Raw genomic sequence first — 23,462 nt, 5'->3', positions numbered from 1 at the left:
TCCTTGAGTCCATAGTGTCGAAAGGGTGTCGCCTGTTCAGGCCGCCTTATCGCGGCCAATCGCCTCGATCTTGTCCCAGACGTGTCCGGGCCGGGGAATGTCGAGGTCGAAAACAGTTTCAAACGTATCCGCGAGATGGGCCGCGCTTGTGATGCGGTGTTCGCTGACGCTGTTGGGCGTCACGGTGCGCAAGCGATCGTTCTGCAGCGCGACATAGCCGTCCGCGGTATGACGCAGGACTGCCAATGCGTTTGTGAACGGCGACCCTGGATCCCGCGTCAACCAGGCATAGGTGGCGGCCATGGCGGGCTCGTCGCTGTGATCGGCCCGGAAATCGAAGCTGTGTGCGATGCCATGCGCATGATTGTTGAAGCGCAGCCAGCCGTCCTCCGTCGGCATGATCGAAAAATCGAAACCGCGCTGGCTGATCGGTCCGACAGCAAGCGGCACGGGTTCGATGATGGCGTCGGCCACGCCGACCTCGGCGAGATAGGGGCGGTCGAGATCAACACGGAGAGTCAGATGATTGCCGATGGCAATGTCGCCCAGTTTTTCACGATCAACGCCGCCGCAAAGGCGGGTCACCCGGAAACCGAGCGCATCGAGAGCGGCGCCGAAGAGACCGTTCATCTCGTAGCACCAGCCGCCGCGCCTGCCCTCCACCATCTTGACGAAGGCGGATGCCGGGGCGATCGAGGAAGGCCACCCCATGAAGGCATCCAGCGCTTCCCAGGTGAATGTCATGAGGTGAGCACGGTGCAGTCTCGACAGGCTGTGAAGGTCGAGAGCAACCGGCCGGTCGATTCCGATCCTTGCGAGATAGGTATCCAACTGGCGGGCTGTCAGGGTCATTCCGTTTTCGTTTGAAGGTGCGTGTGTCATCCTTCGGTCTCCTTTCGATCGACCGTTGTTGAGGTTCTCGGCGCTGTGTTTCAGGTCGGCGCGTCGCCAGATCAGGCGACCTTGCGATCTTCGTCGGGCAGGAAGGTGAGGCCGAAGTCCATTGCGACGGAGGCGATCTGCTCGGGCGTTTCGGGCTTGCAGAGCTCGATGATCGGAAAGAAGGCTTCGAACCCGCCCGGCGTCACGACGACCATGAGGTGGCCTTCCGTCTCTCCAATGTTCTGGAATCGATGCGGCACACCACGTGGCAGCGCGATGCAGCCACCCTCCGCCAGTTCGACATAGTCGCCGGCACACCAGAAGCCGAAGCAGCCGGACAGTACTCGGAAGAACTCGTCCTCGCGCTCATGCACGTGAAGCGGCGGACCTCCTCCGGGCGGCACGAAGGTCTCAAGCATGCCGAACGAGCCGCCTGTATTGGCCGCCATCATGCGTATGACGTGTTTGCCGAACGCCATTGCCGGCGTTCCATGGTCGGGCGGTGATACCGCCGCATGGGTGAATGTCTTCATGTCGGTCTCCATCTGCTTGAGGGCACCCATCGATTACCTTCTGCCGCTCCTGATGATAAGATCGATGAATTGTCATCATTGAACGGATAATCGCTCTCATGAAAACGCTCGATCCGCTTGACGGGATTGCCGCCTTTCTAACGGTTTCCACACATCTCAGCTTCTCGAAGGCGGCAGACGAACTCGGCATGTCGCGCGCGACGGTGGGAGCCCAGGTGAGGCAGCTCGAGGATCGCCTCGGCATCCGCCTCTTCCAGAGATCGACGCGCAAGGTCGTCCTGACCGAGGCGGGCGCCGCCTACCGGGAGGCGCTTTCGGGAATCCTGCCGCAGATAAGGGAGGCGGAGCGGGCGGCAATGTCGTTCCAGAAGGAAGCCGTCGGGCGATTGCGGGTGTCCGCGCCTCCCGATCTCGGGCATCTGGTGATCGTGCCGGCAGTTTCCGAGTTCCTCAAGCTCAACCCGGCCGTGTCCATCGAGCTGGACCTGTCGCATCGGGCCGTGAACCTAGTCGAGGATGGTTTCGACCTTGCAATTCGCGGCCGCCTGTCGGTCGATATCAATCTCATCACCCGGCAACTGGCGACATCGCAAATCGTAATATGCGCTTCGCCCGCCTATATTGACGAACATGGTGCGCCGGAAATGCCGCACGACCTCGCCCACCACTCCTGTCTCCACTTTGCGGAACTAAGATGGGGACGGATCTGGCCGTTCAGCAGGAACGGTGAGGAGTTCCGCGTTCCGATCGTGCCCCGGCTGGAACTCAATCACAGTCTTGGTTTGCGCGATGCCGCCTTGCTCGGGATCGGCATCGTCCTCCTGCCCGACTTCATCGTCGGAGAGGACATCCGGCAGGGCCGGCTCGTACGTCTTCTCCCCGACTGGGATATCAGCACGATACAGTTGCAGGTGGTCTATCCGGCCAATCGCCATATCGCGGTGAAGGTCCGGCGCTTCGTCTCATTCTTGGCGGGAAAGCTCCGGCAGTAGCAGAAGGTCGTGCTTCAGCGCCAGTGTGCGCTGCACGGGCGCCGGATTCCAGTCCTGCCCGAGGCAATCGACAGGACCATGCCAGCAGTTCGTATGATGGTACAGATGCTCGGTTCGACCGCCACACGACAGCCCAGCACAACAATATAGAGTAGCAAGTCGCGTACGCCGGATGTGTGCCATGATAGCATTAGATGTCGCTAATGCTATTTGGTCTCGCTGGTCCAACTCTTTTGGCGGGGCGCATGTGTTGTGCGCCAATGTGTGCGGACAGGCCGCGCTTCTCACGGAGCCATGGCCCGGTGGAAGGTCAAGACCGGCGTCCAGATCCGAATCGCATCTGAGTTGTCACGAAGTGGTCACTCAGCGCCATCCAGATGAATTTCGACTATCCACCCGACCGCTACGTGGCCCTGACCGGAACGATCGACCCGAAGCGGACTGTCAATTCGTTGCGCGGGGACGGCAGGTTTGCGCGCCCAAGGTCGGCTACGATAGTGACAACGCCCAGTGGCCGGTTCAAGCGGCTTCGGTTTTCCCGCAATAATCGGGGTGTCCCTTTCCGATCACAATTGCTGCAAGGGTTCAAGTGAGGTTAGCGAGGATATCGTCGACAACACGTGCGACGGTATTCGTCGTGTCGATGGTGATGCCGGCAGGAAGATGTTCCCGAGTATGATGGTAGTGGAGTACCAGTGCCCGCTCAGCCGGTTCGAAGCCAGGCTCATTCGGCCGTCCATCTAATCTTCGGTTCAACGTCTCAGCGTCGATGTCGAGCACGAATACCTTGTCGAATAGGTGCAGGAATTTTTGGAAATTGCGCGAGCCGCCACAGAAGAATGTGGCAGGATGGGTGGTGTCGGCAGCAATGGTCCGGACCTTGTCGGCGGGCCAGATCCAGTGCGCGTATCCCCAAGCGATGCGGTCTGCGCCTTTGGGAGGGCCTGCGAGTGCCTGGCCTGTCTCGGGGTCACCGACATAAGCTAAGACCCGATCACCATGGATGACATGGTAGCCCCGCCGCTCCAGTTCTGTAGCGACAGACGTTTTTCCAGTGCCGGAACCGCCTTCGATCAGATAGTTCTTGATGCCCATAGGCATTGTTTATCATGGCTTCCAATCGGGTGAGAAGACACCCTACCTCAGAGTGCTCAGGTCACAAGCTGAGCGATCAGGTCAGCTGTCCGTCCGCTACGTTAGTGCAGCCACGCCCGGAACGCGCCCTCAAATACGTTATTCAGGACGACTTGCCACGATCTTGAAAGCAGTCATCCGTTCAGCCGCCGCCGCACGATGTTCAGCGGCGCGCGACACCGATCAGTGCGGTAGATGGTATCGGCAGAACCGCTCGATCGGCAGCAATTCTGCGGACCTCGGCGACGACTGCCGCTTTCTCCTGATCGGAAAGGCTAGTCCAATCCGGAGACATGCCAAACAATGTGTCGGGCTCATTGAGTGTCGCGACCTCAAGTTCATATTCATACATGACTTGATCGATCTGCGGATCCCGATAGCCTGCATCGATCAGTTCCCGCGCGAAATCCTTTGGATCGTTTAGCGCCTGGACGGCTTCCGGCATCGCCATGCTCTGAAGGTCAGGAAACAGCGTCTGGCGGATCTGACCTAGCAGCAGAAACGTCGCCGCGCCACGACTCTGCCAGGTTGCGACCACACCATATCCACCCGGACGAGTCACTCGCGCCATCTCGGCGAGGCCCTTGCGCCAGTCGGGGAACATAATCACGCCGAATATCGAGAAGACTGCGTCGAAACCCGCGTCAGGAAGGTCGAAGTTCTGCCCATCCATGAGGCGCGCCTCCACATTGGGCAGTCGGGCAGCTGCGATGCGGGTGACCATGCCGGGCGAAAAGTCGATCGCGAGCACCTGAGCGCCCGTGCGCGCCGCAGCCAGTGCCAATGCGCCGGTGCCGGCCGCGACATCCAGGACTCGACCCTCCGAGGTCAGCGGCACGCGTGCCAACGCCGCTTCGGCATAGCGCGCAGTGAAGGGGTGCGCGGTCTTCTCGTAGTGCAGAGCGGCAGTATCCCAATGATCGGGGTTCTCAAATTCACGCATGTCACGCCTCTACGAATCATGTAACATTTAATGTAACGTGACTTGCCGAGGCTGCCAATCCACTCCACCGTGCAAGGATGAAACCGTGCGCAACGACAGCCGCCTTTCCCGCATGCTCCATGTGTTGCTCCACATGGCACGCCACGATGGACCTATGACGTCCGAGGTGGTCGCGCGCATGCTTGGGACCAACCCGGTGGTCGTACGCCGTACGATGGCCGGCCTGCGTAATGCGGGTTATGTGCGATCGGAGAAAGGGCATGGCGGCGGTTGGTCGATCGCCATGGACCTGACGAAAGTGTCGCTGCTCGATGTTCATCGGGCAGTGGGAGGTCCGCGCATCTTCGCCATCGGTAGCGAGCATCCCAACCCCGATTGCGCCGTCGAGAAGATCGTCAACGAGGCGGTCGAAGGCGCCATGCGTGAGGCTGAGGCATTGTTGATCAGCCGTCTCGGGGAGGTCAGCCTGGCGGAACTCGCCCAACGCTTCGACATGCGTTGTACTGGGGCGATTGAGGCGCGGGCGCCGAAGCAAACCTAAGCATACTAGCAGGCGGGATACACTTTTAGGCGTGTCCGCAATGCGCCTTCATTTCGGAAGTTCGAATGCTGGGTATCGCCGCCTGATAGCGGTCATCCATTCCGCAGGTGAGCCCGTATAGGTCCTTCGCCTAACCCACCTCCTGCTCAATCGCTTCACCGATCCGCGATAGCCTATCCCGCGGCAGTGAAAGGCCGGGCGCGGCTAGGCTCTCGCGCAGCTGTACGGTGCTCGAGGTGCCCGGTATCGACAAGGTGCTGGACGAGCGGGGGGAGGAGCCATGCCAGCGCCATCTGCATCGGCGAGACGCCATTCCCCTGTTGCAGCAGTTGCTGATTAGGCTCTCTGCTGAAAGTATCGGAGTGCTGGCGAAATGAACTCCGGATTCTCCCACGTTGCATAACGCGCGCGAAGGAGCGACGGAAGATTGGCGGCTTGGGGACCGGCCTCGGCGAGCATTCCACGCACCGTTTGGAAATAGCCAAGCACGGCCTCAGGAAGCTCGGCGCCGCCGAGATTTCCGTGCCCCGGCACAATGAGGCGTGGCTGCAACCGCATCATATCGTTGAGAGCGGTTTCCCACTTTGTAACGTCAATGTCGCCGGCACCGATCATAGGCGGGAAGAACGGGACGATCGGAAACATCCGCTCTTCGAGGAGGTCTCCCGCGAACAGGATGCGCTCCTGAGGCAGGAAGAGGATCTGATCCCCCGGAGAATGGGCGGTGCCCTAGGTCCGAAACCGGACTTCACGACCACCGAGATCAATCACGGTCTCCGCGGTGTCGTATGTCTCATGCGGTGGCGTCAGTTTGATCCCGTCCAGCAGATGCTTCTGCCCTTCCGGCAGAATGCCGGCTCTGAAGCCGTCCAACAAGATCTGACCCGCGCGCTGCAAATAATCCCGTTGCGCGCTGTTGTAGTAGATGCGTGCGTCGCTCCCGAACACTTGGGCACCGAAGCCGTGTTCCGGATGGGCGTGGGTTACCGTCAGGATGATCCGGCGTCCCGGTGCGAGTTCTCGCGCCAGACGCAGGACGTTCTCGGCGCTCTCGATACCAAGACCGCAATCAATCACCAGCACGCTTTCCGTGCCGATGATGATCCCGATATTCGGAACGAGCGGGATGCGCTTGTCGGGCACAAGAAAGACACCTGGCGCCATCTCCGCCGGAAAACGTGTATCCACGGTTGGCAGGAGCCGCGCGGGCGGCTGCAAGATGTCCTGCCCTTGAGCGCTCGCGCGGATCGGAACCATTCCCGCCAGTCCAGCCAAGACTGTCAGCTTCAGCAAATCGCGTCTGTCTGTGTATGCTGCCTTTCAGTCTCCATCACATGTCTCCCTGTGTTCAGCAGCTCTCTATCGATACGGCGTCAGTCCTTTGCCCGGTACTCGTCCGGCATGACGAAGACTTCGTCTGCACGTCCGTATCCGCCATCGGACACTTCCTCGATCAGGACCATCGTGGTCGGACGCACGACCTCCCCGAAATAGCCGACCATGAGTTCGGTCGTCTTGTGGATCAGGTCTTCCTTCTGCGCCGTCGAAAGCGAGGCCTGGGGCAGTTTGTAGTTCGCGAAAGGCATGGTGTGTTCCTTGATTTGAGGGTTGCGATTAGACCGCGCCGCCATTGGCGCGGATGGTTTGACCGTTGATCCAGCCGCTTTCGGGCCCGGCCAGGAAAGCGATGGCGTTGGCGATGTCGTCGGGACGGCCGAGGCGGCCGAGCGGGATCATCCGCGTGATGCTGGCGACCAGTTCCTCAGACTTGCCGCGCATGAAGAAATCAGTTTCGACCGGGCCGGGCGCGATTGCGTTCACGGTGATCCCGCGTGGGCCCAACTCCTTGGCAAGCACGTGCGTCAGCGCCTCGATCCCCGCTTTCATCGCGGCATACAATCCGTAACCGGGCTGGTAGAAGCCCACCACGCTTGAGGACACGCTGATGATCCGCCCGCCATCGCGCAGCCGCTTGGCGCCTTCGCGCATGCCGCGGAACGTGCCGCCGAGATTGATGGTGCAGTGGTCTTCAATGTCCGCGTCCGTCGCGTCGGCTACGGGTGAGAGCCGCATCATGCCTGCATTGTTGACCAGTAGATCGACCGGGCCGAACGCGGCTTCAGCCGCATCGAACAGCGCCGGCATGCCGGCCGGATTGCCGACGTCAGCCTGCACCGCAACCGCCTTGCCGCCCGCCTGCTCGATGTCCTGCACGACCTGACGGGCAGCAGCTTCATCGCGTGCATAGTTCACCGCGACAGCACAACCCTCCTGGGCAAGCCGTCGTGCGATTGCCGCGCCGATGCCCTTGCCGGCGCCGGTCACGATTGCGGTTTTGTCTTTCAGCCTCATTTCTTGACCTCCGTTGCTAGGCAAGGAAGTAGCGAAACTTGGAGGCGGGATAATCCACCTTTCGCGGGCAATAAAATTCGGCTATCCCGAACAAACATGGATCGCCTCGATGGAATGCGTCTTTTCGTGCGGGTCATCGACCGTCGCAGCTTCACGGCCGCGGCGGCCGATCTTGGCATTCCGCGTTCGACGGCCACCGAAGCGATCAGGCGGCTCGAGCGCCATCTCGGCAGCCGGCTGCTGGAACGCACCACCCGGCATGTGGCGCCCACGCCGGATGGCGAAGCCTATTACCGGCGGTGCCTGTCGATCCTCGCGGATATCGACGAAGCGGAGGGCGCCTTGCGGGGCGGTGAACCCTCGGGGGTGCTCCGCATCGATGCGCACGGCGCACTGACGCGGGCTTTCCTACTGCCGCGTCTGCCGGACTTCCTGGAAGCGTACCCACAGATCAGGTTGCAGATCGGCCAGGGCGACAGGCTGGTCGATCTGGTGCGCGAGGGGGTGGATTGCGTCATCCGGGCGGGCGAACCGGATGACAGCGGCCTGATCATGCGCAGGCTCCCCGATATTCCGGAGCAGACCTGCGCCAGCCCGCAATATCTCGAGCATCACGGGATACCCGCTTCGGTCGATGATCTCGACCGACACCAGATGATCGGCTTCGTGTCGTCACGCACGGGCCGTGTGATGCCGATGGAGTTCCAGACCGCCGAGGGAATCAGGGAGGTGACACTTCCCTGCCGCGTGACCGCCAACGAGGCGGAGACAGCGCATCATCTCGCACGGATGGGCTACGGGCTGATTCAGGCGCCCCGCTATCGCTTCCGGGAGGATCTGGCGCGAGGCGACCTTGTAGAGGTCCTGCCGGCCCAGCCGCCGCCGCCACTGCCGCTCGCTGCCTATTATCCGCAGAACCGTCAGCTATCGCCACGTGTGCGGGTTTTCCTCGATTGGGTGGCGGCGGTTTTCGATGCGACAGATTTGTAGTTTGATGTTCTTGCCTGCGCCCGAGACTCGGGCGTCCACCCCCGCTGCCAGTCGTGATGCTTTGCCCCAACCGAACGACGCCGTAGAGTAGGGACTTTCGCGACAGTCGCAACGTCTTGACGCAACCTGCTCGTTACAGGACGAACAACGGTCTTACACTCTTCTGCGACCGCGGTGAATGCGGAGAAACGACCCTTTGCTGTCATCCGCAACAAAGGCAGTGAACGACACGATTGAGCCCTATCCTGTCATTCGCAACTCGCGATCGCATTGCCGCGCAGGTGTTCCCCCGCGGGCGCATGAGCGGATCGAGCGCGCCAGCGGCGACCTCGGGCTCGCGGTCCTTCTTTATCTCCGCCGACATTCCGCTTAAAACCGTCCTCGGCCGCTTGGGCTCGCCGAATTGTACGAGAAGCATCAAAGCATCTTGGGGGAGTATACTTCTGCTCGATGAGCCAACGGTCGAGTTGCCTCAACTCTGCGTCCTCAGTTGCCTGGCAGCATGATGCCACCCCGGGCCGCTCCGCCGTTCCCATCGGCGAGAGCGACCCGATAGCCGTGCAGGCGCGGCAGAATTATTTGTATCACCCACTGTCGGCATCGGCCCTGGTCGTCCGTCTTCTCGTTGCAACATCACGCAGCGGAGAGATCGATATGCTTACATTACCGACGATTGTCGAACGAGCGGCCGTTTCCTATGTCGCCGTGAAGAAGCAGGTCGCCTTGCCATTCGACAATGAGGTGCCCGCCATCCTCAGCGAGCTTTTTGCGTTCGTAGCCATGCATCAGTTGGAAGCCGGTGCGGTGTTTTTCAAGCACAATGTCATCGTGATGCCAGAGATCGAGATGGAGTTCGCCGTTCCTGTGGATCGCCTCGTGCGAGGACAAGGCTCGATTGTTAGCGGAACCCTTCCTGCCGGACGCTACGCTGAAGTAACCTACTTCGGGCCTTATGATGACCTGCTCACCGTCAATGGCGTTCTGATTGGCTGGGCGTTACACGCCGGAATCGTCTTTGACTCACATCAGGTGGGCGCAGGAGAGTGGTTCGCTGCACGAAGTGAGATATATCACAACAGCCCCGCTGAGGAGCCAAATCCTCAGAGGCTGAAAACGACGGTTTCCATCAAGTTGAAGGATTGAGCCACGGAACAGACGGCTCGTCTCCGACTTCGGCGTGATGAAATCGGTCGCGGGGCCGGTGATGACGGACGTAGTCCCGCTTTTCGGCGGCGGTGCGTTTTTCAGAGCCCCCTTTAGGAACTCCAACTCCAGAGCCTGCTTGCCGACTAGCCGCTCCAGCGCCGCGATCCGCGCCTCATATTCCTGGAGGAGGTCAACGGCCTGCGCATCCTCGTCAAATGCACCTTCCTCGTACTTCTGAACCCAGATGCGGATAAGATTGCGCGACACGTCGTGGCGTTTTGCCAGACCATGCAGCGTTTCGCCGGCGAGAAATTCCTGCGCGACCTGACGTTTGAATTCGACGCTGTGACTGCGGTGCTTTGCCATGGGTCTTCTTTCCGAAAACCCGGTAGGCCGGTCAATTCCTCATCCCGATCTGTCCACCCCAAGGGGCGCACTCCAATGCCGGGTCACTTCTCAGTGCAAATCAACACGCAATATTGTGCTGCCGCCCCGGTCGTCATTTCGACCTGTCAAGTAGCGGTTGCGACCTCCTCCGAACTTTCGCGTAAATGCGATCGTGTCCACGGGAGTTCTCTAATCGCGGTTGTCAAGTTGATCGCCGAGGGCGTCACAGGTCAGGCTCATGGTTCTCTTCGAGGTCGGCACTTTGGCCGCCTCATCATGGCGTTGGATAGGCTCGGTCGACCAATGTGGTGTTCGCGGTTGCCTGTATCAGACAGTATCGCATTCCTGGGATCGGTCTTGACCGCGCCATCGTCCTGACCGGACGATCTCGCTGATCTCAGCTAATCATGGACATCACTGTTATGATGCCAGATCGCCCGGCTCTTGCGATGACCAACGGAAGGGTTCACCGGATATCCAAAATTGGCCATTGGAGGACTGAACCGCGGCGCACGCTCGCCGCTTGTTGCCATGCCATTGCAGCAGCAACTTCGGCCGCTTGCGACCAGCGATCGTCGATGAGCGTTCGTTCCAGAGACTGCGGCGTGCCAGCGCGACCCAAACCACAGCGTCGGCCGCCGCTTCCGGCGCGCTTTCCCCAAGGCACCCGGGCTTTAAACTGTCCATTCGCCTGGTCGGCGTGAAATCGTTCGGTCCAAGTTCGGAGCCGTGTTTACTGCTGAGCGCTACCATGTAAAGCGGGAAGCAAAAGCTACGCCGCGTGTGGGTTTTACTCTACCGCTCCAAACCGAAAATTGTCATATGTCCGTTGGCTTTAGCAGCTCCCTCACTTCGCTCCAGCCTGAAGTCGTTAAGGCGTCGCATCTACCGTTGAGCGCTTCAATTTGAAATCACAAAGCAAAAGCACACCCACAATGGGGCGCAGTTTTTTAAATGAGTCTCTTTGCGTCTTAGGCGATCATTAACCATCTGTATTAACGCGTAAAATCTCGCAACCGGAAGTCAATTGGTCTCAAACTTCCGTCATCCGGACCATAATTTCCGTGCCCCTTCACTATCGATAGGTATCAAGTATCGATAGTGCGACGGAATGCCCGCACGTCGCACTCGGTTCCTAACCTCCTCTAAACAGTCTTGACGCCGCGGCGATAACAGTGACTATTGGCGTCCATTCACCAGGGGGGTCCCGGCAAGGGGCTGAGATACTGCTAGAGCGCGCAGTGACCCGTTGAACCTGATCCAGTTCATACTGGCGTAGGGACGGTGCAGACGCTTGATGCCAGGATTCCGTATTCCCGCGATCCATCGGCGATGCGTCTTTTCATCCTTCCGGCTTCAGAACTGGGTCTCCAACGCGAAAACTTTGGAGCCTCAAGATGAATGTTTTCAAGCCTCTCGCAGCACCCTCGGTCACGCAGGGGCCGCTTCCGGCCTCCCGCAAGGTCTACAAGCCGGGCGAGATCCATGCCGGCATCCGCGTGCCGATGCGGGAGATCGCGCTGCATCCGACCTCCGGCGAGCCGCCGGTCACCGTCTATGATGCCTCCGGCCCCTATACCCTCGAGGGCGCCGATATCCATATCGACGAGGGCCTGCCGCGGCTGCGCCGCGACTGGATTCTGGCGCGCGGCGATGTCGAAAGCTATGAGGGCCGTACCGTCAAGGCGGAGGACAACGGCTTTGCATCTGGCGAGCGGCTGACGCCGGAATTCCCCGTCCGCCACCGGCCGCTGAGGGCCAAGCCCGGTCAGGCGATCACCCAGCTTGCCTATGCGCGGGGCGGCATCATCACGCCGGAAATGGAGTTCATCGCCATACGCGAAAACCTCGGCCGCAAGGCCGCCAAGGAGGCGCTCGCCCGCGACGGCGAGAGTTTCGGCGCCGCGGTTCCCGATTTTGTCACCCCGGATTTCGTCCGCCAGGAGGTCGCCAGCGGCCGGGCGATCATCCCCGCCAACATCAACCATCCAGAATCGGAACCGATGATCATCGGCCGCAATTTCCTGGTAAAGATCAACGCCAATATCGGCAACTCCGCCGTCACCTCGTCTATGGCAGAAGAGGTCGAGAAGATGGTCTGGGCAACCCGCTGGGGCGCCGATACGGTCATGGACCTTTCGACCGGCCGCAACATCCACAACATCCGCGAATGGATCATCCGCAATTCGCCGGTACCGATCGGCACGGTGCCGCTCTATCAGGCGCTGGAGAAGGTCGGCGGCATCGCCGAGGATCTCAGTTGGGAGGTCTTCCGCGACACGCTGATCGAGCAGGCCGAGCAGGGTGTCGACTATTTCACCATCCATGCCGGCGTGCGGCTGCACTATATCCCGCTCACCGTCGATCGCGTCACCGGCATCGTCTCGCGCGGCGGCTCGATCATGGCCAAGTGGTGCCTGCACCACCACCGCGAAAGCTTCCTCTACGAGCATTTCGACGAGATCTGCGACATCTGCCGCGCCTATGACGTCTCCTTCTCGCTCGGCGACGGCCTGCGTCCCGGCTCGATCGCCGACGCCAATGACGCGGCGCAGTTCGCGGAACTCGAAACGCTCGGTGAGCTGACGAAGATCGCCTGGGCGAAGGATTGCCAAGTGATGATCGAGGGCCCCGGCCACGTGCCGATGCACAAGATCAAGGAGAACATGGACAAGCAGCTCAAAACCTGCGGCGAGGCCCCCTTCTATACGCTCGGGCCGCTGACGACCGACATCGCGCCCGGCTACGACCACATCACCTCAGGCATCGGCGCGGCGATGATTGGCTGGTTCGGCACCGCCATGCTCTGCTACGTCACGCCGAAGGAGCATTTGGGCCTGCCGGACCGCAACGACGTCAAGGTCGGCGTCATCACCTACAAGATCGCCGCGCACGCCGCCGACCTTGCCAAGGGCCATCCGGCCGCCCGCATCCGCGACGACGCGCTGTCGCGAGCCCGTTTCGAATTCCGCTGGGAAGATCAGTTCAACCTGTCGCTCGATCCGGAAACCGCCCGCAATTTCCACGACGAAACCTTGCCGAAGGAGGCACACAAGGTCGCGCATTTCTGCTCCATGTGCGGCCCGAAATTCTGCTCGATGCGGATTTCCCACGACATCCGCGCCGAGGCGCAGAAGGAGGGGCTCGAGGCCATGGCGGCGAAGTATCGCGAGGGCGGCGACCTCTACATGCCGGTCGGCGAAGGCGCAGCCACGACCGCCGGAGAATGAGATGCACGTGTTGATCAAGGGGGCTGGCGTCGCCGGCCTCACGGCCGCCCATGAACTCGTTGCGCGCGGCGCGGCGGTCATGGTCGCGGAACGAACACATGGCTTTGCGACTGCCGCCTCGTGGTACGCCGGCGGCATGCTCGCCCCCTGGTGCGAGCGGGAAAGCGCCGAGGAGGCCGTTCTTATCCGCGGCGGCGCTGCCGCCGGCTGGTGGGAGGCCGCGCTACCCGCCGGTTCGGTCCATCGCAACGGCACGCTGGTCGTCGCCCCACTGCGCGACGCGGCCGAACTCAGGCGCTTCGCCTCGCGCACCTCCGGCTACCGCTGGATCGGCGCGGAAGAAATCGTAGCGCTGGAGCCGGCGCTCGCCGGGCGGTTTCGCGAGGCGCTGTTCTTTCCTGAGGAAGCGCATCTCGATCCGCGCCGCGCACTTTCAGCTCTCAGACAGGGGCTCGAAGCGCAAGGCGTGGTTTTCAGCGGCGGCGGGATCGAGGAAAGCCGCTTCGACCTGACCATCGACTGCACCGGCGCCGCAAGAATCGGCGAGTTCAAGGGACTGCGCGGCGTTCGCGGCGAAATGCTCTACCTCCAGACCGACGAGGTCAGCCTTTCCCGTCCGGTGCGCCTGCTGCATCCGCGCATTCCGCTCTATATCGTGCCGCGCGGTGGCGGGCTCTTCATGTGCGGGGCGACGATGATCGAAAGCGACGACGACGGCCCGATCACCGCCCGCTCGCTGATGGAGCTCCTGAACGCCGCCTATACGCTGCACCCGGCCCTTGCCGAGGCCCGCCTGGTCGAGACCGGCACCGGCGTGCGACCCGCCTTTGCCGACAACCTGCCGCGCGTCACCCGGCAGAACAACGCCATCACCGTCAACGGCCTCTACCGCCACGGCTTCCTGCTGTCGCCGGCGCTCGCTGAGGAGGTGGCTGCGCTGGCGCTTGGCGCAGAATTGAAGAGAGGAAATGCCCGATGAAGCTGACCATCAACGGCGAGGAGCACGAGCTCCCGGCCGCCACTTTGGCCGAAGCGCTGGCGCTCCTCGAATACGAGGACGACTGGCTCGCGACCGCGGTCAATGGCGAGCTCGTCCACAGGGCCGACCGAGCAAATCACCATCTCAGGGACCGCGACCGGATCGAGGTCCTGTCGCCGATGCAGGGAGGCTGATCATGCCGCAATTCTATGGAACCGAACTGCGCTCGCGGCTGCTGCTCGGCACGGCGCGTTATCCTTCGCCGGCCAGTCTTGCCGAGGCGGTGCGGCGGTCGGGCACCGATATCGTCACGGTCTCGCTTCGCCGCGAGACCGCCGGCGGGCGCTCCGGCGGCGCCTTTTTCGAACTGGTCCGCGAGCTCGGCGTCCGCGTCCTGCCGAACACCGCGGGCTGCCATTCCGTCTCGGAGGCGGTGCTGACCGCGAAGATGGCGCGCGAGGTGTTTTCGACCGACTGGATCAAGCTCGAAGTCATCGGCCACCACGATACGCTGCAGCCGGACGTCTTCGGTCTCGTCGAGGCGGCGCGTATCCTCACCGGCGAGGGGTTCGAGGTGTTCCCCTACACGACCGACGATCTGGTCGTTGCCGAACGGCTGCTCGAGGCCGGCTGCAAGGTGCTGATGCCCTGGTGCGCGCCGATCGGCAGCGCCATGGGTCCGCAGAACCTGCAGGGCTTACGCGCCATGCGCGCCGAATTTCCCGACGTGCCGCTGATCGTCGACGCCGGCATCGGCCGACCCTCGCATGCGGCAACCGTGATGGAACTCGGCTACGACGCGGTGCTCCTCAACACCGCGGTCGCCGGCGCCGCCGACCCGGCTGCCATGGCCGAGGCTTTCGCCAAGGCGATCGAGGCCGGGCATATGGCCTTTCACGCCGGACTGCTGGAGCCGCGCGACATGGCCGTTCCCTCCACCCCCGTCATCGGAAAGGCGGTTTTCTCGTGAAGCTCGACCCGTTCTATCTCATCGTCGACAGCGCCCAATGGATCGAACGGTTGGTCCCGCTCGGCGTCAGGCTGGTGCAGCTCAGGATCAAGGAGCGGAGCGACGAAAACCTTCGCGGCGAGATCCGCAGGGCCAAGGCAATCTGCGCGGTGCATCGGTGCCAGTTGATCGTCAACGATTACTGGCAGTTGGCAATCGAGGAAGGCTGCGACTTCGTCCATCTCGGCCAGGAGGATCTCGCCGATGCCGATCTCGGCGCGATCCGCGCCGCAGGGCTGAAGCTCGGGGTGAGCACCCATGACGAGGCGGAGCTCGAAACGGCGCTTGCCGCCGAACCGGACTATGTGGCGCTCGGGCCGATCTACCCGACGATCCTCAAGAAGATGAAGTGGACGCCGCAGGGGCTGACGCGGCTTTCCGCCTGGCGTGAGCGCGTCCGCTCCCTGCCGCTCGTCGCCATCGGCGGGCTCAATCCGGATCGGATCGACGGCGTCTTTGCCCATGGCGCCGACAGCGCCGCCGTCGTTACCGACATCACGCTCAACGCCGACCCGGAAACGAGGACGAAGGAATGGATCCGCAGAACGGCAGCATGGCGTTAGCTACCCGACCCTCAAGGGGCGGGTCTCCAATGAGCCCGGCTCCTATTTCTGTCGCGGACGCTCAGCGCCGCGCGGGCTCAGCGGGAATTTCTCCGCATCGTCGTTCCACGGATCGAAGATCATTGCGCCGGATGGCCGAGCGTCCTTCACATTGCGCGTTACAAAATAGAGGTCGTGTTCGATCGCCGTCGCTGCCAGCATCGTGTCGATCACTGGCGGGGCGTGACCGCTGTCGCGTTTCACTTCCCCAGAAATACGTCCCCATTGCCGCACGATGACGTCGTCAAGCGAGAGGACCCGCCAGCCAAAACGCTCGGCGAGCGCGTCGCGCGCCGCCATGTAGCGCGGCCGGTCGGCATGGTCCTCCGGAAGGTTGTGAATGCCCTTGTCGTACTCGGCCAGTGTCAGGACGCTGATATAGAAGGCTTCCTCATGCTGATCGGCTGCCCACGTCTTTACCGCACGCGCACCCTTCGGATTGATCAGTGCGGCCACGACATTTGTGTCGAGCAACCAACCCTTCAAAGCTCGATATCCCGGCCGCGATCCATCTCGCGTTCAAGATCGAGCCCGCCGAGATGGAGACTTTCCATGAACTCGACGAACGGTGCTCGCGGTTTCTCGGGGATGAGCCGATCGAACTCCTCGGCGGACATAATTACAACCGCATCCCTGCCCCGCACTGTCACGCGCTGCGGCCCGTCCTCGCGCGCGTGCCGTACCACTTCGCTGAAGCGCGCCTTCGCGTCCTCGAGCTTCCACCATCCGGCAGCGTTTTGTCCGCGCGCTTTTTTCAACTTGGTCAGTTCCGCATTCTTGCGCATCGTCGATCACCTAGTCAGATAGTCAGATATGTAGCACGTCTCTCACAGATTTTCCAGATTGCGGCGGCGGCGCCGTCAGGAGCAATCGACGCCAGTTCCTTTCCGGGCTGCGGCCCTGCCACTGCATGTCTCCCTAAATCGACCTCGATTTAAGGACAAAGACGTGCAGCAAGTCAAAGTGCTCCAGCGACCTTTGCGCGTCTGATAAGACGCGCGGCGCTGTAGGCGGCCGGCGGTGCGCGCAATGGCTTCGCCGACCTCCACTTCGTTGCGACCCCATGACGATCAGCCGGACACCATTCCGCTTATCTGGTCGCCATGCTGGCCACCAGATCGCTGAACCTCTCGCCTTGGATGCCGACATGGGATCGCAGCAGCCGGCGGGCCTCCTCACCGTCGCCGGCGAAGATCGCGTCGACGATGCCGCAATGTTCCGAGAAGGATGTTGTGAGGCGATTGCGCACCCGCAACTGCAGGCGGCGATAGGGGCGTAGCCGCCGATGCAATCGCGCACATTGCTCCTCGAGGAACTCGCTGCGGCTCGCCGCATAGATCGCCTTATGGAATTCCTCGTTGTCGTAATAGTAGGCGTCGCTGTCGCCGGCCTTGGCGGAGAGCTCGCAGCGCCCGTGGGCGGCGGTGATCGCCTGACGCGCGGCTTCGTCGAGGCGGCGGGCGGCGAGCGATCCGGCCAGGCCCTCGAGCTCGGCCATGACCTCGAACATTTCGTAGATGCGGTGCGGCCCCGGATCGATGACGACGGCACCCCTGCGCGGACGAATTTCGATGAGGCCGATCGCATTCAGCTGCATCAGCGCCTCGCGAACCGGCGTCCTCGATACGCCGAAGCGGCTGGCAAGAACCGTTTCATCCAGCCGTTCCCCCGGGCCGAACTCGTTGGAAAGGATGGCATTTTCAATTTCGTCCCGGAGCCACCGGCCAACATTCTCGGACATTTGCTCTGCCTCAATAATGCAAAATCGTTCTTCTTGTATACACGATGGTTGACGACGCACACCTAACGTGGCACATTATATACTATACAGCCGGCTAAAAAAATGAGAACGACGGTAGAATAGCCGAGGCGATTGGCCGCCCATTCAGCAGGAGGAGAGTGGCATGCCCGGAACCTCTTTTTTCAGCGATATGCTGCAGGGCATCACGGAGCGCGGCCGCAAGCTGCTGTTTGCCGCCTCACGCAGCACGGACGCCGTCGAAGCAGATCTCGAGACGCTTTGCGAAATGCTGCTGTCGAGCCGCGGCGAAGCCTCTGGCATGGCCATTGCCGCCGAAATCCTCGGTCGCTGGAGCAAGCTCGACGAGGCCGGCGTCGAGCAGTTCCTGCAGATGCTGTCTGAAAAATTCGGCGCCGATATGGAGAAGCTCGACAAGGCTGTCGAGAGGTACCGCAGCGAGAAGAGCCCCGCCGCGATCATAGCGCTCCACAAGGCGGCGGAACCCCGCCGCCAGGAACTGCTGCGCAGGTTGAATCATGCGCCGAGCGGCACGGCCAAGCTCGTCCGGATGCGCCATCAGCTGCTCGCCTCCACCGATCGGTCGGACGAATATCGCGCCCTCGATGCCGATTTCACCCATCTGTTCGGCTCCTGGTTCAATCGTGGCTTCCTGACGCTGCGTCCGATCGACTGGTCGACGCCGGCGCACATCCTGGAAAAAATCATAAAATACGAGGCGGTGCACGAGATCGCCGGCTGGGAGGAACTGCGCCGGCGCCTGGCGCCTGCCGACCGGCGCTGCTTCGCCTTCTTCCACCCGCGGCTCACCGACGAGCCGCTCGTCTTCGTCGAGGTGGCGCTGACCCGATCCGTGCCGAGCGCCATCAGGGACGTGCTCGACGAGAGCCGGGAGCAGATCGATCCCGACCAGGCGACGACCGCGGTCTTCTATTCGATCTCCAACTGCCAGGAGGGGCTCCGCGGCATCTCCTTCGGCAACTTCCTCATCAAGCAGGTCGTCGAGGACCTGCGCAGGGACCTGCCCGGCCTGAAGAATTTCGTCACGCTTTCGCCGGTTCCGGGCTTTGCCCGCTGGCTTGCCAAGGCGCGCACATCGAAAGCCGAGCCGCTGTTTTCCGACGAAGACCGCAAGGTTCTGGCGCTCCTCGACGACCCGGCCTGGGCCGGCGACGAGAGCGCAGCAAGCGAAGTGGAGCGCCTGCTTTTGCCGCTCGCCGCCCGTTATTTCCTGATCGAGCGCACGCCGGAGGGCCGGCCGGTCGATCCGGTCGCCCGCTTCCATCTCGGCAACGGCGCCCGGCTGGAGCGGCTGAACTTCCTCGGCGACCGCTCGGCCAAGGCCATGCGCCAGGCGCACGGGATGATGGTCAACTACCTCTACAAGCTCGAGGATATCGAGGCGAACCACGAGGCCCTGGCACAGCGAGGCGAGGTCACCGCCTCGCCGGCCGTCAAGAGCCTGCTCAGCCGAACCGGCGAAAGCCGCCGCGGCGGCAAGGGCGAAATTTCACGACCGTTCGCGCAAGTCATGAACGGCAAGACTGGAGGAGGGCGCACGTGAGCAACCATCTGTTTGACGCCATTCGGGCAGCCGCTTCCGGCGATGCGCCGTTCATCCGGATCAACGGCGGCCGGTCCTGGACCTATGGCGACGCGCTCGCGTTTTCGGGCCGCATCGCCAGCGCGATTGACACGCTTGGCATCCGACCGGGCGACCGGGTCGCCGTCCAGGTGGAAAAGAGCGCCGAAGCGCTGATCCTCTATCTCGCCTGCCTGCGCAGCGGCGCGGTCTACCTGCCGCTCAACACCGCCTATACGCTCGCCGAGCTCGACTATTTCATCGGCGACGCCGAACCGCGGCTGGTGGTCGTTTCCCCGGCGGCGCGGGAAAGCGTCCGAAAAATCGCCGAGCCGCATGGTGCCATCGTCGAAACGCTCGGCACCGACGGCACGGGCTCGCTTCTCGACCTCGCCCACGACGAGCCGTCCGACTTCGTCGATGCATCCTGCGCGGCCGATGACCTGGCTGCGATCCTCTACACCTCGGGAACGACGGGCCGGTCCAAGGGTGCGATGCTCACCCACAGAAACCTGCTCTCGAATGCCATGAGCTTGCGCGACTGCTGGCGCGTCACCGGCGGCGATCGGCTGATCCATGCGCTGCCGCTCTTCCATACGCACGGGCTGTTCGTCGCCACGAACGTCACACTGCTCGCCGGCGCCTCGATGTTCCTGCTGCCGAAGTTCGATCCGGACGAGGTGCTCTCGCTGATGCCTCAGGCGACGCTGCTGATGGGCGTGCCGACCTTCTACGTGCGCCTCCTACAGAGCCCGCGGCTCGACCGGCAGGCGGTTGCCGACATGCGGCTCTTCATTTCCGGCTCCGCGCCGCTCCTCGCCGAGACTCATGTCGAGTTCAGGAAACGCACCGGCCACGCGATCCTCGAGCGCTACGGAATGACCGAGACCAACATGAACACCTCGAACCCCTATGACGGCGAACGGATCGCCGGAACCGTCGGCTTCCCGCTGCCGGGCGTGACGGTGCGCGTCACCGATACCACCACCGGCGCCGCCCTGCCGGCGGAGGAAACCGGCATGATCGAGATCAAGGGTCCGAACGTCTTCAAGGGCTATTGGCGGATGCCGGAAAAGACCGCTGCGGAATTCACCGCCGACGGGTTCTTCATCAGCGGCGACCTCGGCAAGATCGACAGGCGCGGCTATGTCCACATCGTCGGCCGCAACAAGGATCTGGTGATTTCGGGCGGCTACAACATCTACCCGAAGGAGGTGGAAGGCGAGATCGACCAGCTCGAAGGCGTCGCCGAAAGCGCCGTGATCGGCGTCCCGCATCCCGATTTCGGCGAGGGCGTCACCGCCATCGTCGTGCGCAAGCCCGAGGCGGCGCTCGACGAAAGCGCCATCCTCGGCGCGCTCAAGGACCGGCTGGCGCGCTATAAGCAGCCGAAACGCATCATCTTCGCCGACGACCTGCCGCGCAACACGATGGGCAAGGTCCAGAAGAACCTTCTGCGGCAGCAATACGCCGACTTATACGCTAGGACGTGACCGCGCTCTCTGGGAGGAAGGCGCACGGACATCATCTCAATCTCGAAAACGACAGCTACGGCGCTCAAGGCGCCGGAGGGAGGGGAACCATGGGCATCGAAATCTTATCCATTCTGCTATTGGTCGGCATGTTCGTCATCGCGACCATCCAGCCGATCAACATGGGCGCGCTGGCCTTCGGCTGCACCTTCTTGCTCGGATCGCTGATCATCGGCATGAAGGCCAATGACATCTTCGCCGGCTTCCCGAGCGACCTGTTCCTGACCCTGGTCGCCGTCACCTATCTCTTCGCCATCGCCCAGATCAACGGCACCATCGACTGGCTCGTCGAATGCGCCGTGCGGCTGGTGCGCGGGCATGTGGCCTGGATTCCCTGGGTAATGTTCCTGGTCGCCGCGGTGATCACCGGTTTCGGTGCGCTCGGACCGGCAGCCGTTGCCATCCTGGCGCCGGTCGCGCTGAGCTTCGCCGTGCAATACCGCATCCACCCGGCGATGATGGGGCTTATGGTCATCCATGGCGCGCAGGCCGGCGGCTTCTCGCCGATCAGCGTCTATGGCGGCATCAGCAACCAAATCGTCGTCAAGGCCGGCCTACCCTTCGCGCCGACATCCCTGTTCCTCTCCAGCTTCTTCTTCAACCTGGCGATCGCCGTGCTGGTCTTCTTCGTCTTCGGCGGTGCGCGGGTGATGAAGCAGAAAGCGGCAATGTCCGGTCCGTTGCCCGAACTCCACCGCGAAGGCGTATCCGCGTCGATCCGCGGCCATGGCGGCACGCCCGCTAAGCCGATACGGCAGCACACTTACGGCACCGCGGCCGACACCGCTGCGACGTTGCGCCTGACCCCGGAAATGATCGCCACCCTGATGGGCCTGACGGCGCTCGGCGTCGGCGCCCTGGTCTTCAAATTCAATGTCGGCCTGGTGGCGATCACCGTCGCCGTCGTGCTGGCGCTCATCTCGCCGAAGACCCAGAAGGCGGCGATCGACAAGGTCAGCTGGTCGACCGTGCTGCTGATCACCGGCATCATCACCTATGTCGGCGTCATGGAGAAGGCCGGGACGATCGACTATGTGGCGAGCGGCATTTCGAGCTTGGGAATGCCGCTCCTGGTGGCGCTGCTCCTGTGCTTCACCGGCGCGATCGTTTCGGCCTTCGCCTCCTCGACCGCATTGCTCGGCGCCATCATTCCGCTCGCCGTGCCGTTTCTGCTGCAGGGGCAGATCAGCGCCGTCGGCGTCGTCGCGGCGATCGCCATCTCGACGACGATCGTCGATACTAGCCCGTTTTCGACCAACGGCGCCCTCGTCGTCGCCAATGCGCCGGACGAGAAGCGCGAGCGCGTGCTGCGGCAATTGCTCATCTACAGCGCGCTGATCGCCATCATCGGGCCGGTCGTCGCCTGGCTGGTCTTCGTCGTGCCCGGCCTAGTCTGAGCGCGCCGGCGCCGACATCTCCTTCCCTGGGAAGGCGGAGCTCTCCTCCGCCTTCCCGCGTCATGCGGAACATTCGCCGTTGGCGCTGGTTTGCCTCCCCGCGACAGGAGGAGATCCCATGACCGACTTTGGCAGCGACGATCGATTGGTCCCTCACGACGGACCGCAGCAAACCAGCACGATGACGGCCTTCTTCGACAATCGGCGCGACGCGGAAGCGGCCGTGGAACGGCTGCAGCTCGCGGAGCTCGGCGCCGTCTCGATCCAGCTCGTCCTCGGCAGAGGCGAAGGAAGCGCCGATGTGGAACCGGCCGGCATCTGGTCGGCGCTCGAGAACTATCTCTTCCCCCAGGAGGACCGCGAGATCTATGCCGAGGGTCTCAGCCGCGGCGGCTATCTGGTGACGGTGAGCGGCATCGACGACCGGAGCTACGAAGCCATCCGCGACATTCTCGACGACGAAGGCACGATCGATCTCGACGAGCGCGCCGACCTCTGGAGAAGCGAGGGCTGGAGCGGCTGGCAGCGCGATGTGCCGAGCACGCCGGCGACCGGCTACACGGAAGACACTTTCGACGCACCCCGGCCGGCGACGGCGAAAAGAGACCACGCCCGAAGCTCCGGGACCATTCGAACCTATCGGACGGAGAGCGCTTCCACATCGACGGTGAGCGATCACGACAGCCCGGCGGCCGCCATGCACGAACCAGGGCCGCGCTCGGCCGATGCCGGCTCCTGGTCTCAGCCCGAACGCGACACTCCCGGCAGCCCTCGCCAGGACCAGGACGGGCAGAGCCAAAGCCAGCAGCTCGGCTCCGGCTGGTCGCAAAGCCAGAAGAGCGGAAGCTGAGGGCTCGAACCATGCCGAAGGAAGAAATGCTGACTGGCGGCTGCCTCTGCGGCAAGCGGCGCTATGCCTTCAAGGGCCCGCCCTCGCATATCGGATATTGCCATTGCTCCATGTGCCGCCGGGCGACCGGCGGTCCATCCGCCGTGCTGGTACGAGCCCACGATGCTGAAATCGAATGGAGCACCCCGCCGGCAGTCTACCGTTCATCGCCGATCGCAGTGAGAGGCTTCTGCCCGGATTGCGGCAGTCCCCTGTTCCTGAAATACGACGGCCGTGCGAGCGTCCATTTCACCCTCGGTTCCTTCGATCGCCCGGAGGAGCTTGCCCCGAGCGGGCACTACGGCATTGAGAGCCGGCTTGCCTGGGACGACAGCGGCCGCGGCTTGCCGGGCGAAGAAACCAAGCAGCGGTTTTAAGCGAGGCCTATCTGGTGAATCGTTTTGCTGCGATCAGGAGCACCCCCCTCTGCCCTGCCGGGCATCTCCCCCACAAGGGTGGAGTTCGGCAGGTGGCAATGTCCCGCCCCCTCGCATATCCAACGCATGGACTAACGGGTGCCTCGATTTCGGCATGCACAGGTTGAGCGTGGGGCAGAGCGGCGTTTCCAGCCGACCTCCACCCT

General features: G+C 62.6%; 24 protein-coding genes, 2 pseudogenes and 1 riboswitch. Of the genes and pseudogenes, 14 read left to right on the top strand and 12 right to left on the bottom strand.

What is annotated here, in order from left to right:
* Positions 1 to 36: 36 nt before the first annotated feature.
* Positions 37 to 882, bottom strand: a complete 846-nt coding sequence (locus SS05631_RS20000; protein ID WP_037421641.1) for an arylamine N-acetyltransferase — start codon at positions 880 to 882, stop codon at positions 37 to 39.
* Positions 883 to 953: 71 nt separating this feature from the next.
* A complete protein-coding gene (locus SS05631_RS19995; RefSeq protein WP_037421678.1) occupies positions 954 to 1,415 on the bottom strand; it encodes a cupin domain-containing protein in 462 nt (153 codons plus the stop codon).
* A gap of 98 nt (positions 1,416 to 1,513) precedes the next feature.
* On the opposite strand from SS05631_RS19995, the gene SS05631_RS19990 reads away from it, so the two are divergent.
* Positions 1,514 to 2,407 (top strand): LysR family transcriptional regulator, encoded by an 894-nt coding sequence (locus SS05631_RS19990; protein ID WP_037421639.1) that lies wholly within the window; start codon positions 1,514 to 1,516, stop codon positions 2,405 to 2,407.
* 585 nt (positions 2,408 to 2,992) lie between these two features.
* Here the strand turns inward: SS05631_RS19990 and SS05631_RS19985 are convergent.
* Positions 2,993 to 3,502 (bottom strand): nucleoside kinase, encoded by a 510-nt coding sequence (locus tag SS05631_RS19985; protein WP_037421637.1) that lies wholly within the window; start codon positions 3,500 to 3,502, stop codon positions 2,993 to 2,995.
* A gap of 202 nt (positions 3,503 to 3,704) precedes the next feature.
* Positions 3,705 to 4,484 (bottom strand): class I SAM-dependent methyltransferase, encoded by a 780-nt coding sequence (locus tag SS05631_RS19980; RefSeq protein WP_037421634.1) that lies wholly within the window; start codon positions 4,482 to 4,484, stop codon positions 3,705 to 3,707.
* 85 nt (positions 4,485 to 4,569) lie between these two features.
* Between SS05631_RS19980 and SS05631_RS19975 the strand changes: the two genes are divergently transcribed.
* Complete coding sequence (locus tag SS05631_RS19975; RefSeq protein ID WP_037421632.1) at positions 4,570 to 5,025, top strand: Rrf2 family transcriptional regulator; 456 nt, start codon at positions 4,570 to 4,572, stop codon at positions 5,023 to 5,025.
* 336 nt (positions 5,026 to 5,361) lie between these two features.
* Here SS05631_RS19975 and SS05631_RS31970 read toward each other — a convergent pair.
* The 4 genes and pseudogenes from SS05631_RS31970 to SS05631_RS19960 form a co-directional block, all read right to left on the bottom strand.
* A pseudogene (locus SS05631_RS31970) lies at positions 5,362 to 5,739 on the bottom strand (MBL fold metallo-hydrolase); the annotation flags it as partial.
* 15 nt (positions 5,740 to 5,754) lie between these two features.
* Positions 5,755 to 6,282: an MBL fold metallo-hydrolase gene (locus SS05631_RS31965; RefSeq protein WP_244412211.1), complete on the bottom strand. Its 528-nt coding sequence runs from the start codon at positions 6,280 to 6,282 to the stop codon at positions 5,755 to 5,757.
* A gap of 116 nt (positions 6,283 to 6,398) precedes the next feature.
* Positions 6,399 to 6,611, bottom strand: coding sequence for a 4-oxalocrotonate tautomerase family protein (locus SS05631_RS19965; protein ID WP_014762783.1), 213 nt, complete (start codon positions 6,609 to 6,611; stop codon positions 6,399 to 6,401).
* 28 nt (positions 6,612 to 6,639) lie between these two features.
* Positions 6,640 to 7,377, bottom strand: coding sequence for an SDR family oxidoreductase (locus tag SS05631_RS19960; RefSeq protein ID WP_037421628.1), 738 nt, complete (start codon positions 7,375 to 7,377; stop codon positions 6,640 to 6,642).
* A gap of 96 nt (positions 7,378 to 7,473) precedes the next feature.
* Between SS05631_RS19960 and SS05631_RS19955 the strand changes: the two genes are divergently transcribed.
* Entirely contained in the window at positions 7,474 to 8,367 is an 894-nt protein-coding gene (locus SS05631_RS19955) for a LysR family transcriptional regulator (protein WP_037421625.1), read from the top strand.
* Between the two features lie 450 nt (positions 8,368 to 8,817).
* On the top strand, positions 8,818 to 9,510 hold the full coding sequence (locus SS05631_RS31120; RefSeq protein WP_157213176.1) for a GyrI-like domain-containing protein: 693 nt from the start codon (positions 8,818 to 8,820) through the stop codon (positions 9,508 to 9,510).
* 48 nt (positions 9,511 to 9,558) lie between these two features.
* Here SS05631_RS31120 and SS05631_RS19945 read toward each other — a convergent pair.
* Positions 9,559 to 9,879: pseudogene (locus SS05631_RS19945) on the bottom strand (transposase); the annotation flags it as partial.
* 1,209 nt (positions 9,880 to 11,088) lie between these two features.
* Positions 11,089 to 11,200: riboswitch (TPP riboswitch) on the top strand.
* A 97-nt stretch (positions 11,201 to 11,297) separates the two neighbouring features.
* Here SS05631_RS19945 and thiC point away from each other — a divergent pair.
* The 5 genes from thiC to SS05631_RS19920 are packed head-to-tail and all read left to right on the top strand — an operon-like array spanning position 11,298 to position 15,681.
* A complete protein-coding gene (thiC, locus tag SS05631_RS19940) occupies positions 11,298 to 13,130 on the top strand; it encodes a phosphomethylpyrimidine synthase ThiC (RefSeq protein WP_037421619.1) in 1,833 nt (610 codons plus the stop codon).
* A gap of 1 nt (position 13,131) precedes the next feature.
* Positions 13,132 to 14,109 (top strand): glycine oxidase ThiO, encoded by a 978-nt coding sequence (gene thiO, locus SS05631_RS19935; protein WP_037421616.1) that lies wholly within the window; start codon positions 13,132 to 13,134, stop codon positions 14,107 to 14,109.
* Positions 14,106 to 14,303 (top strand): sulfur carrier protein ThiS, encoded by a 198-nt coding sequence (thiS, locus tag SS05631_RS19930; RefSeq protein WP_037421613.1) that lies wholly within the window; start codon positions 14,106 to 14,108, stop codon positions 14,301 to 14,303. The genes thiO and thiS overlap by 4 nt, the downstream gene beginning before the upstream one ends.
* A 2-nt stretch (positions 14,304 to 14,305) precedes the next feature.
* Complete coding sequence (locus SS05631_RS19925) at positions 14,306 to 15,079, top strand: thiazole synthase (protein WP_095678053.1); 774 nt, start codon at positions 14,306 to 14,308, stop codon at positions 15,077 to 15,079.
* Positions 15,076 to 15,681, top strand: a complete 606-nt coding sequence (locus SS05631_RS19920) for a thiamine phosphate synthase (protein ID WP_037421596.1) — start codon at positions 15,076 to 15,078, stop codon at positions 15,679 to 15,681. Before SS05631_RS19925 ends, SS05631_RS19920 begins: the two co-directional genes overlap by 4 nt.
* A gap of 42 nt (positions 15,682 to 15,723) precedes the next feature.
* Here SS05631_RS19920 and SS05631_RS19915 read toward each other — a convergent pair whose 3' ends face one another.
* The 3 genes from SS05631_RS19915 to SS05631_RS19900 form a co-directional block, all read right to left on the bottom strand.
* Complete coding sequence (locus SS05631_RS19915; protein WP_037421595.1) at positions 15,724 to 16,206, bottom strand: type II toxin-antitoxin system VapC family toxin; 483 nt, start codon at positions 16,204 to 16,206, stop codon at positions 15,724 to 15,726.
* Entirely contained in the window at positions 16,203 to 16,505 is a 303-nt protein-coding gene (locus SS05631_RS19910) for a type II toxin-antitoxin system Phd/YefM family antitoxin (RefSeq protein ID WP_037421593.1), read from the bottom strand. Before SS05631_RS19910 ends, SS05631_RS19915 begins: the two co-directional genes overlap by 4 nt.
* Before the next feature lie 305 nt (positions 16,506 to 16,810).
* The gene (locus SS05631_RS19900; protein ID WP_037421591.1) at positions 16,811 to 17,461 is read right to left on the bottom strand and encodes a GntR family transcriptional regulator; all 651 of its coding nucleotides are present in this window, start codon (positions 17,459 to 17,461) and stop codon (positions 16,811 to 16,813) included.
* 163 nt (positions 17,462 to 17,624) lie between these two features.
* Between SS05631_RS19900 and SS05631_RS19895 the strand changes: the two genes are divergently transcribed.
* From SS05631_RS19895 to SS05631_RS19875, 5 genes are all read left to right on the top strand, one after another.
* Positions 17,625 to 19,043 carry a malonyl-CoA decarboxylase gene (locus SS05631_RS19895; RefSeq protein WP_037421590.1) on the top strand — a complete coding sequence of 473 codons (1,419 nt, stop codon included), beginning with the start codon at positions 17,625 to 17,627 and terminating at the stop codon, positions 19,041 to 19,043.
* Positions 19,040 to 20,554, top strand: coding sequence for a malonyl-CoA synthase (locus SS05631_RS19890; RefSeq protein ID WP_037421588.1), 1,515 nt, complete (start codon positions 19,040 to 19,042; stop codon positions 20,552 to 20,554). The genes SS05631_RS19895 and SS05631_RS19890 overlap by 4 nt, the downstream gene beginning before the upstream one ends.
* Before the next feature lie 89 nt (positions 20,555 to 20,643).
* Positions 20,644 to 21,990: an SLC13 family permease gene (locus tag SS05631_RS19885; protein ID WP_037421586.1), complete on the top strand. Its 1,347-nt coding sequence runs from the start codon at positions 20,644 to 20,646 to the stop codon at positions 21,988 to 21,990.
* Between the two features lie 118 nt (positions 21,991 to 22,108).
* Complete coding sequence (locus SS05631_RS19880) at positions 22,109 to 22,840, top strand: hypothetical protein (RefSeq protein ID WP_050988286.1); 732 nt, start codon at positions 22,109 to 22,111, stop codon at positions 22,838 to 22,840.
* An 11-nt stretch (positions 22,841 to 22,851) separates the two neighbouring features.
* Positions 22,852 to 23,256 carry a GFA family protein gene (locus SS05631_RS19875; protein ID WP_037421583.1) on the top strand — a complete coding sequence of 135 codons (405 nt, stop codon included), beginning with the start codon at positions 22,852 to 22,854 and terminating at the stop codon, positions 23,254 to 23,256.
* Positions 23,257 to 23,462 lie beyond the last annotated feature (206 nt).

Source organism: Sinorhizobium sp. CCBAU 05631 (genome assembly GCF_002288505.1).
Classification (GTDB): Bacteria; Pseudomonadota; Alphaproteobacteria; order Rhizobiales; family Rhizobiaceae; genus Sinorhizobium; species Sinorhizobium fredii_C.
Note: the sequence above shows the minus strand (reverse complement) of the source record. Positions and strands in the feature narration are given on the sequence as shown.

What these genes read in the sequence shown, in the direction of transcription:
- SS05631_RS20000 (WP_037421641.1), bottom strand. Translation starts at nt 882, where the DNA reads ATGACACACGCACCTTCAAACGAAAACGGAATGACCCTGACAGCCCGC.
- SS05631_RS19995 (WP_037421678.1), bottom strand. Translation starts at nt 1,415, where the DNA reads ATGAAGACATTCACCCATGCGGCGGTATCACCGCCCGACCATGGAACG.
- SS05631_RS19990 (WP_037421639.1), top strand. Translation starts at nt 1,514, where the DNA reads ATGAAAACGCTCGATCCGCTTGACGGGATTGCCGCCTTTCTAACGGTT.
- SS05631_RS19985 (WP_037421637.1), bottom strand. Translation starts at nt 3,502, where the DNA reads ATGGGCATCAAGAACTATCTGATCGAAGGCGGTTCCGGCACTGGAAAA.
- SS05631_RS19980 (WP_037421634.1), bottom strand. Translation starts at nt 4,484, where the DNA reads ATGCGTGAATTTGAGAACCCCGATCATTGGGATACTGCCGCTCTGCAC.
- SS05631_RS31965 (WP_244412211.1), bottom strand. Translation starts at nt 6,282, where the DNA reads ATGGTTCCGATCCGCGCGAGCGCTCAAGGGCAGGACATCTTGCAGCCG.
- SS05631_RS19965 (WP_014762783.1), bottom strand. Translation starts at nt 6,611, where the DNA reads ATGCCTTTCGCGAACTACAAACTGCCCCAGGCCTCGCTTTCGACGGCG.
- SS05631_RS19960 (WP_037421628.1), bottom strand. Translation starts at nt 7,377, where the DNA reads ATGAGGCTGAAAGACAAAACCGCAATCGTGACCGGCGCCGGCAAGGGC.
- SS05631_RS19955 (WP_037421625.1), top strand. Translation starts at nt 7,474, where the DNA reads ATGGATCGCCTCGATGGAATGCGTCTTTTCGTGCGGGTCATCGACCGT.
- SS05631_RS31120 (WP_157213176.1), top strand. Translation starts at nt 8,818, where the DNA reads ATGAGCCAACGGTCGAGTTGCCTCAACTCTGCGTCCTCAGTTGCCTGG.
- thiC (WP_037421619.1), top strand. Translation starts at nt 11,298, where the DNA reads ATGAATGTTTTCAAGCCTCTCGCAGCACCCTCGGTCACGCAGGGGCCG.
- thiO (WP_037421616.1), top strand. Translation starts at nt 13,132, where the DNA reads ATGCACGTGTTGATCAAGGGGGCTGGCGTCGCCGGCCTCACGGCCGCC.
- thiS (WP_037421613.1), top strand. Translation starts at nt 14,106, where the DNA reads ATGAAGCTGACCATCAACGGCGAGGAGCACGAGCTCCCGGCCGCCACT.
- SS05631_RS19925 (WP_095678053.1), top strand. Translation starts at nt 14,306, where the DNA reads ATGCCGCAATTCTATGGAACCGAACTGCGCTCGCGGCTGCTGCTCGGC.
- SS05631_RS19910 (WP_037421593.1), bottom strand. Translation starts at nt 16,505, where the DNA reads ATGCGCAAGAATGCGGAACTGACCAAGTTGAAAAAAGCGCGCGGACAA.
- SS05631_RS19900 (WP_037421591.1), bottom strand. Translation starts at nt 17,461, where the DNA reads ATGTCCGAGAATGTTGGCCGGTGGCTCCGGGACGAAATTGAAAATGCC.
- SS05631_RS19895 (WP_037421590.1), top strand. Translation starts at nt 17,625, where the DNA reads ATGCCCGGAACCTCTTTTTTCAGCGATATGCTGCAGGGCATCACGGAG.
- SS05631_RS19885 (WP_037421586.1), top strand. Translation starts at nt 20,644, where the DNA reads ATGGGCATCGAAATCTTATCCATTCTGCTATTGGTCGGCATGTTCGTC.
- SS05631_RS19880 (WP_050988286.1), top strand. Translation starts at nt 22,109, where the DNA reads ATGACCGACTTTGGCAGCGACGATCGATTGGTCCCTCACGACGGACCG.
- SS05631_RS19875 (WP_037421583.1), top strand. Translation starts at nt 22,852, where the DNA reads ATGCCGAAGGAAGAAATGCTGACTGGCGGCTGCCTCTGCGGCAAGCGG.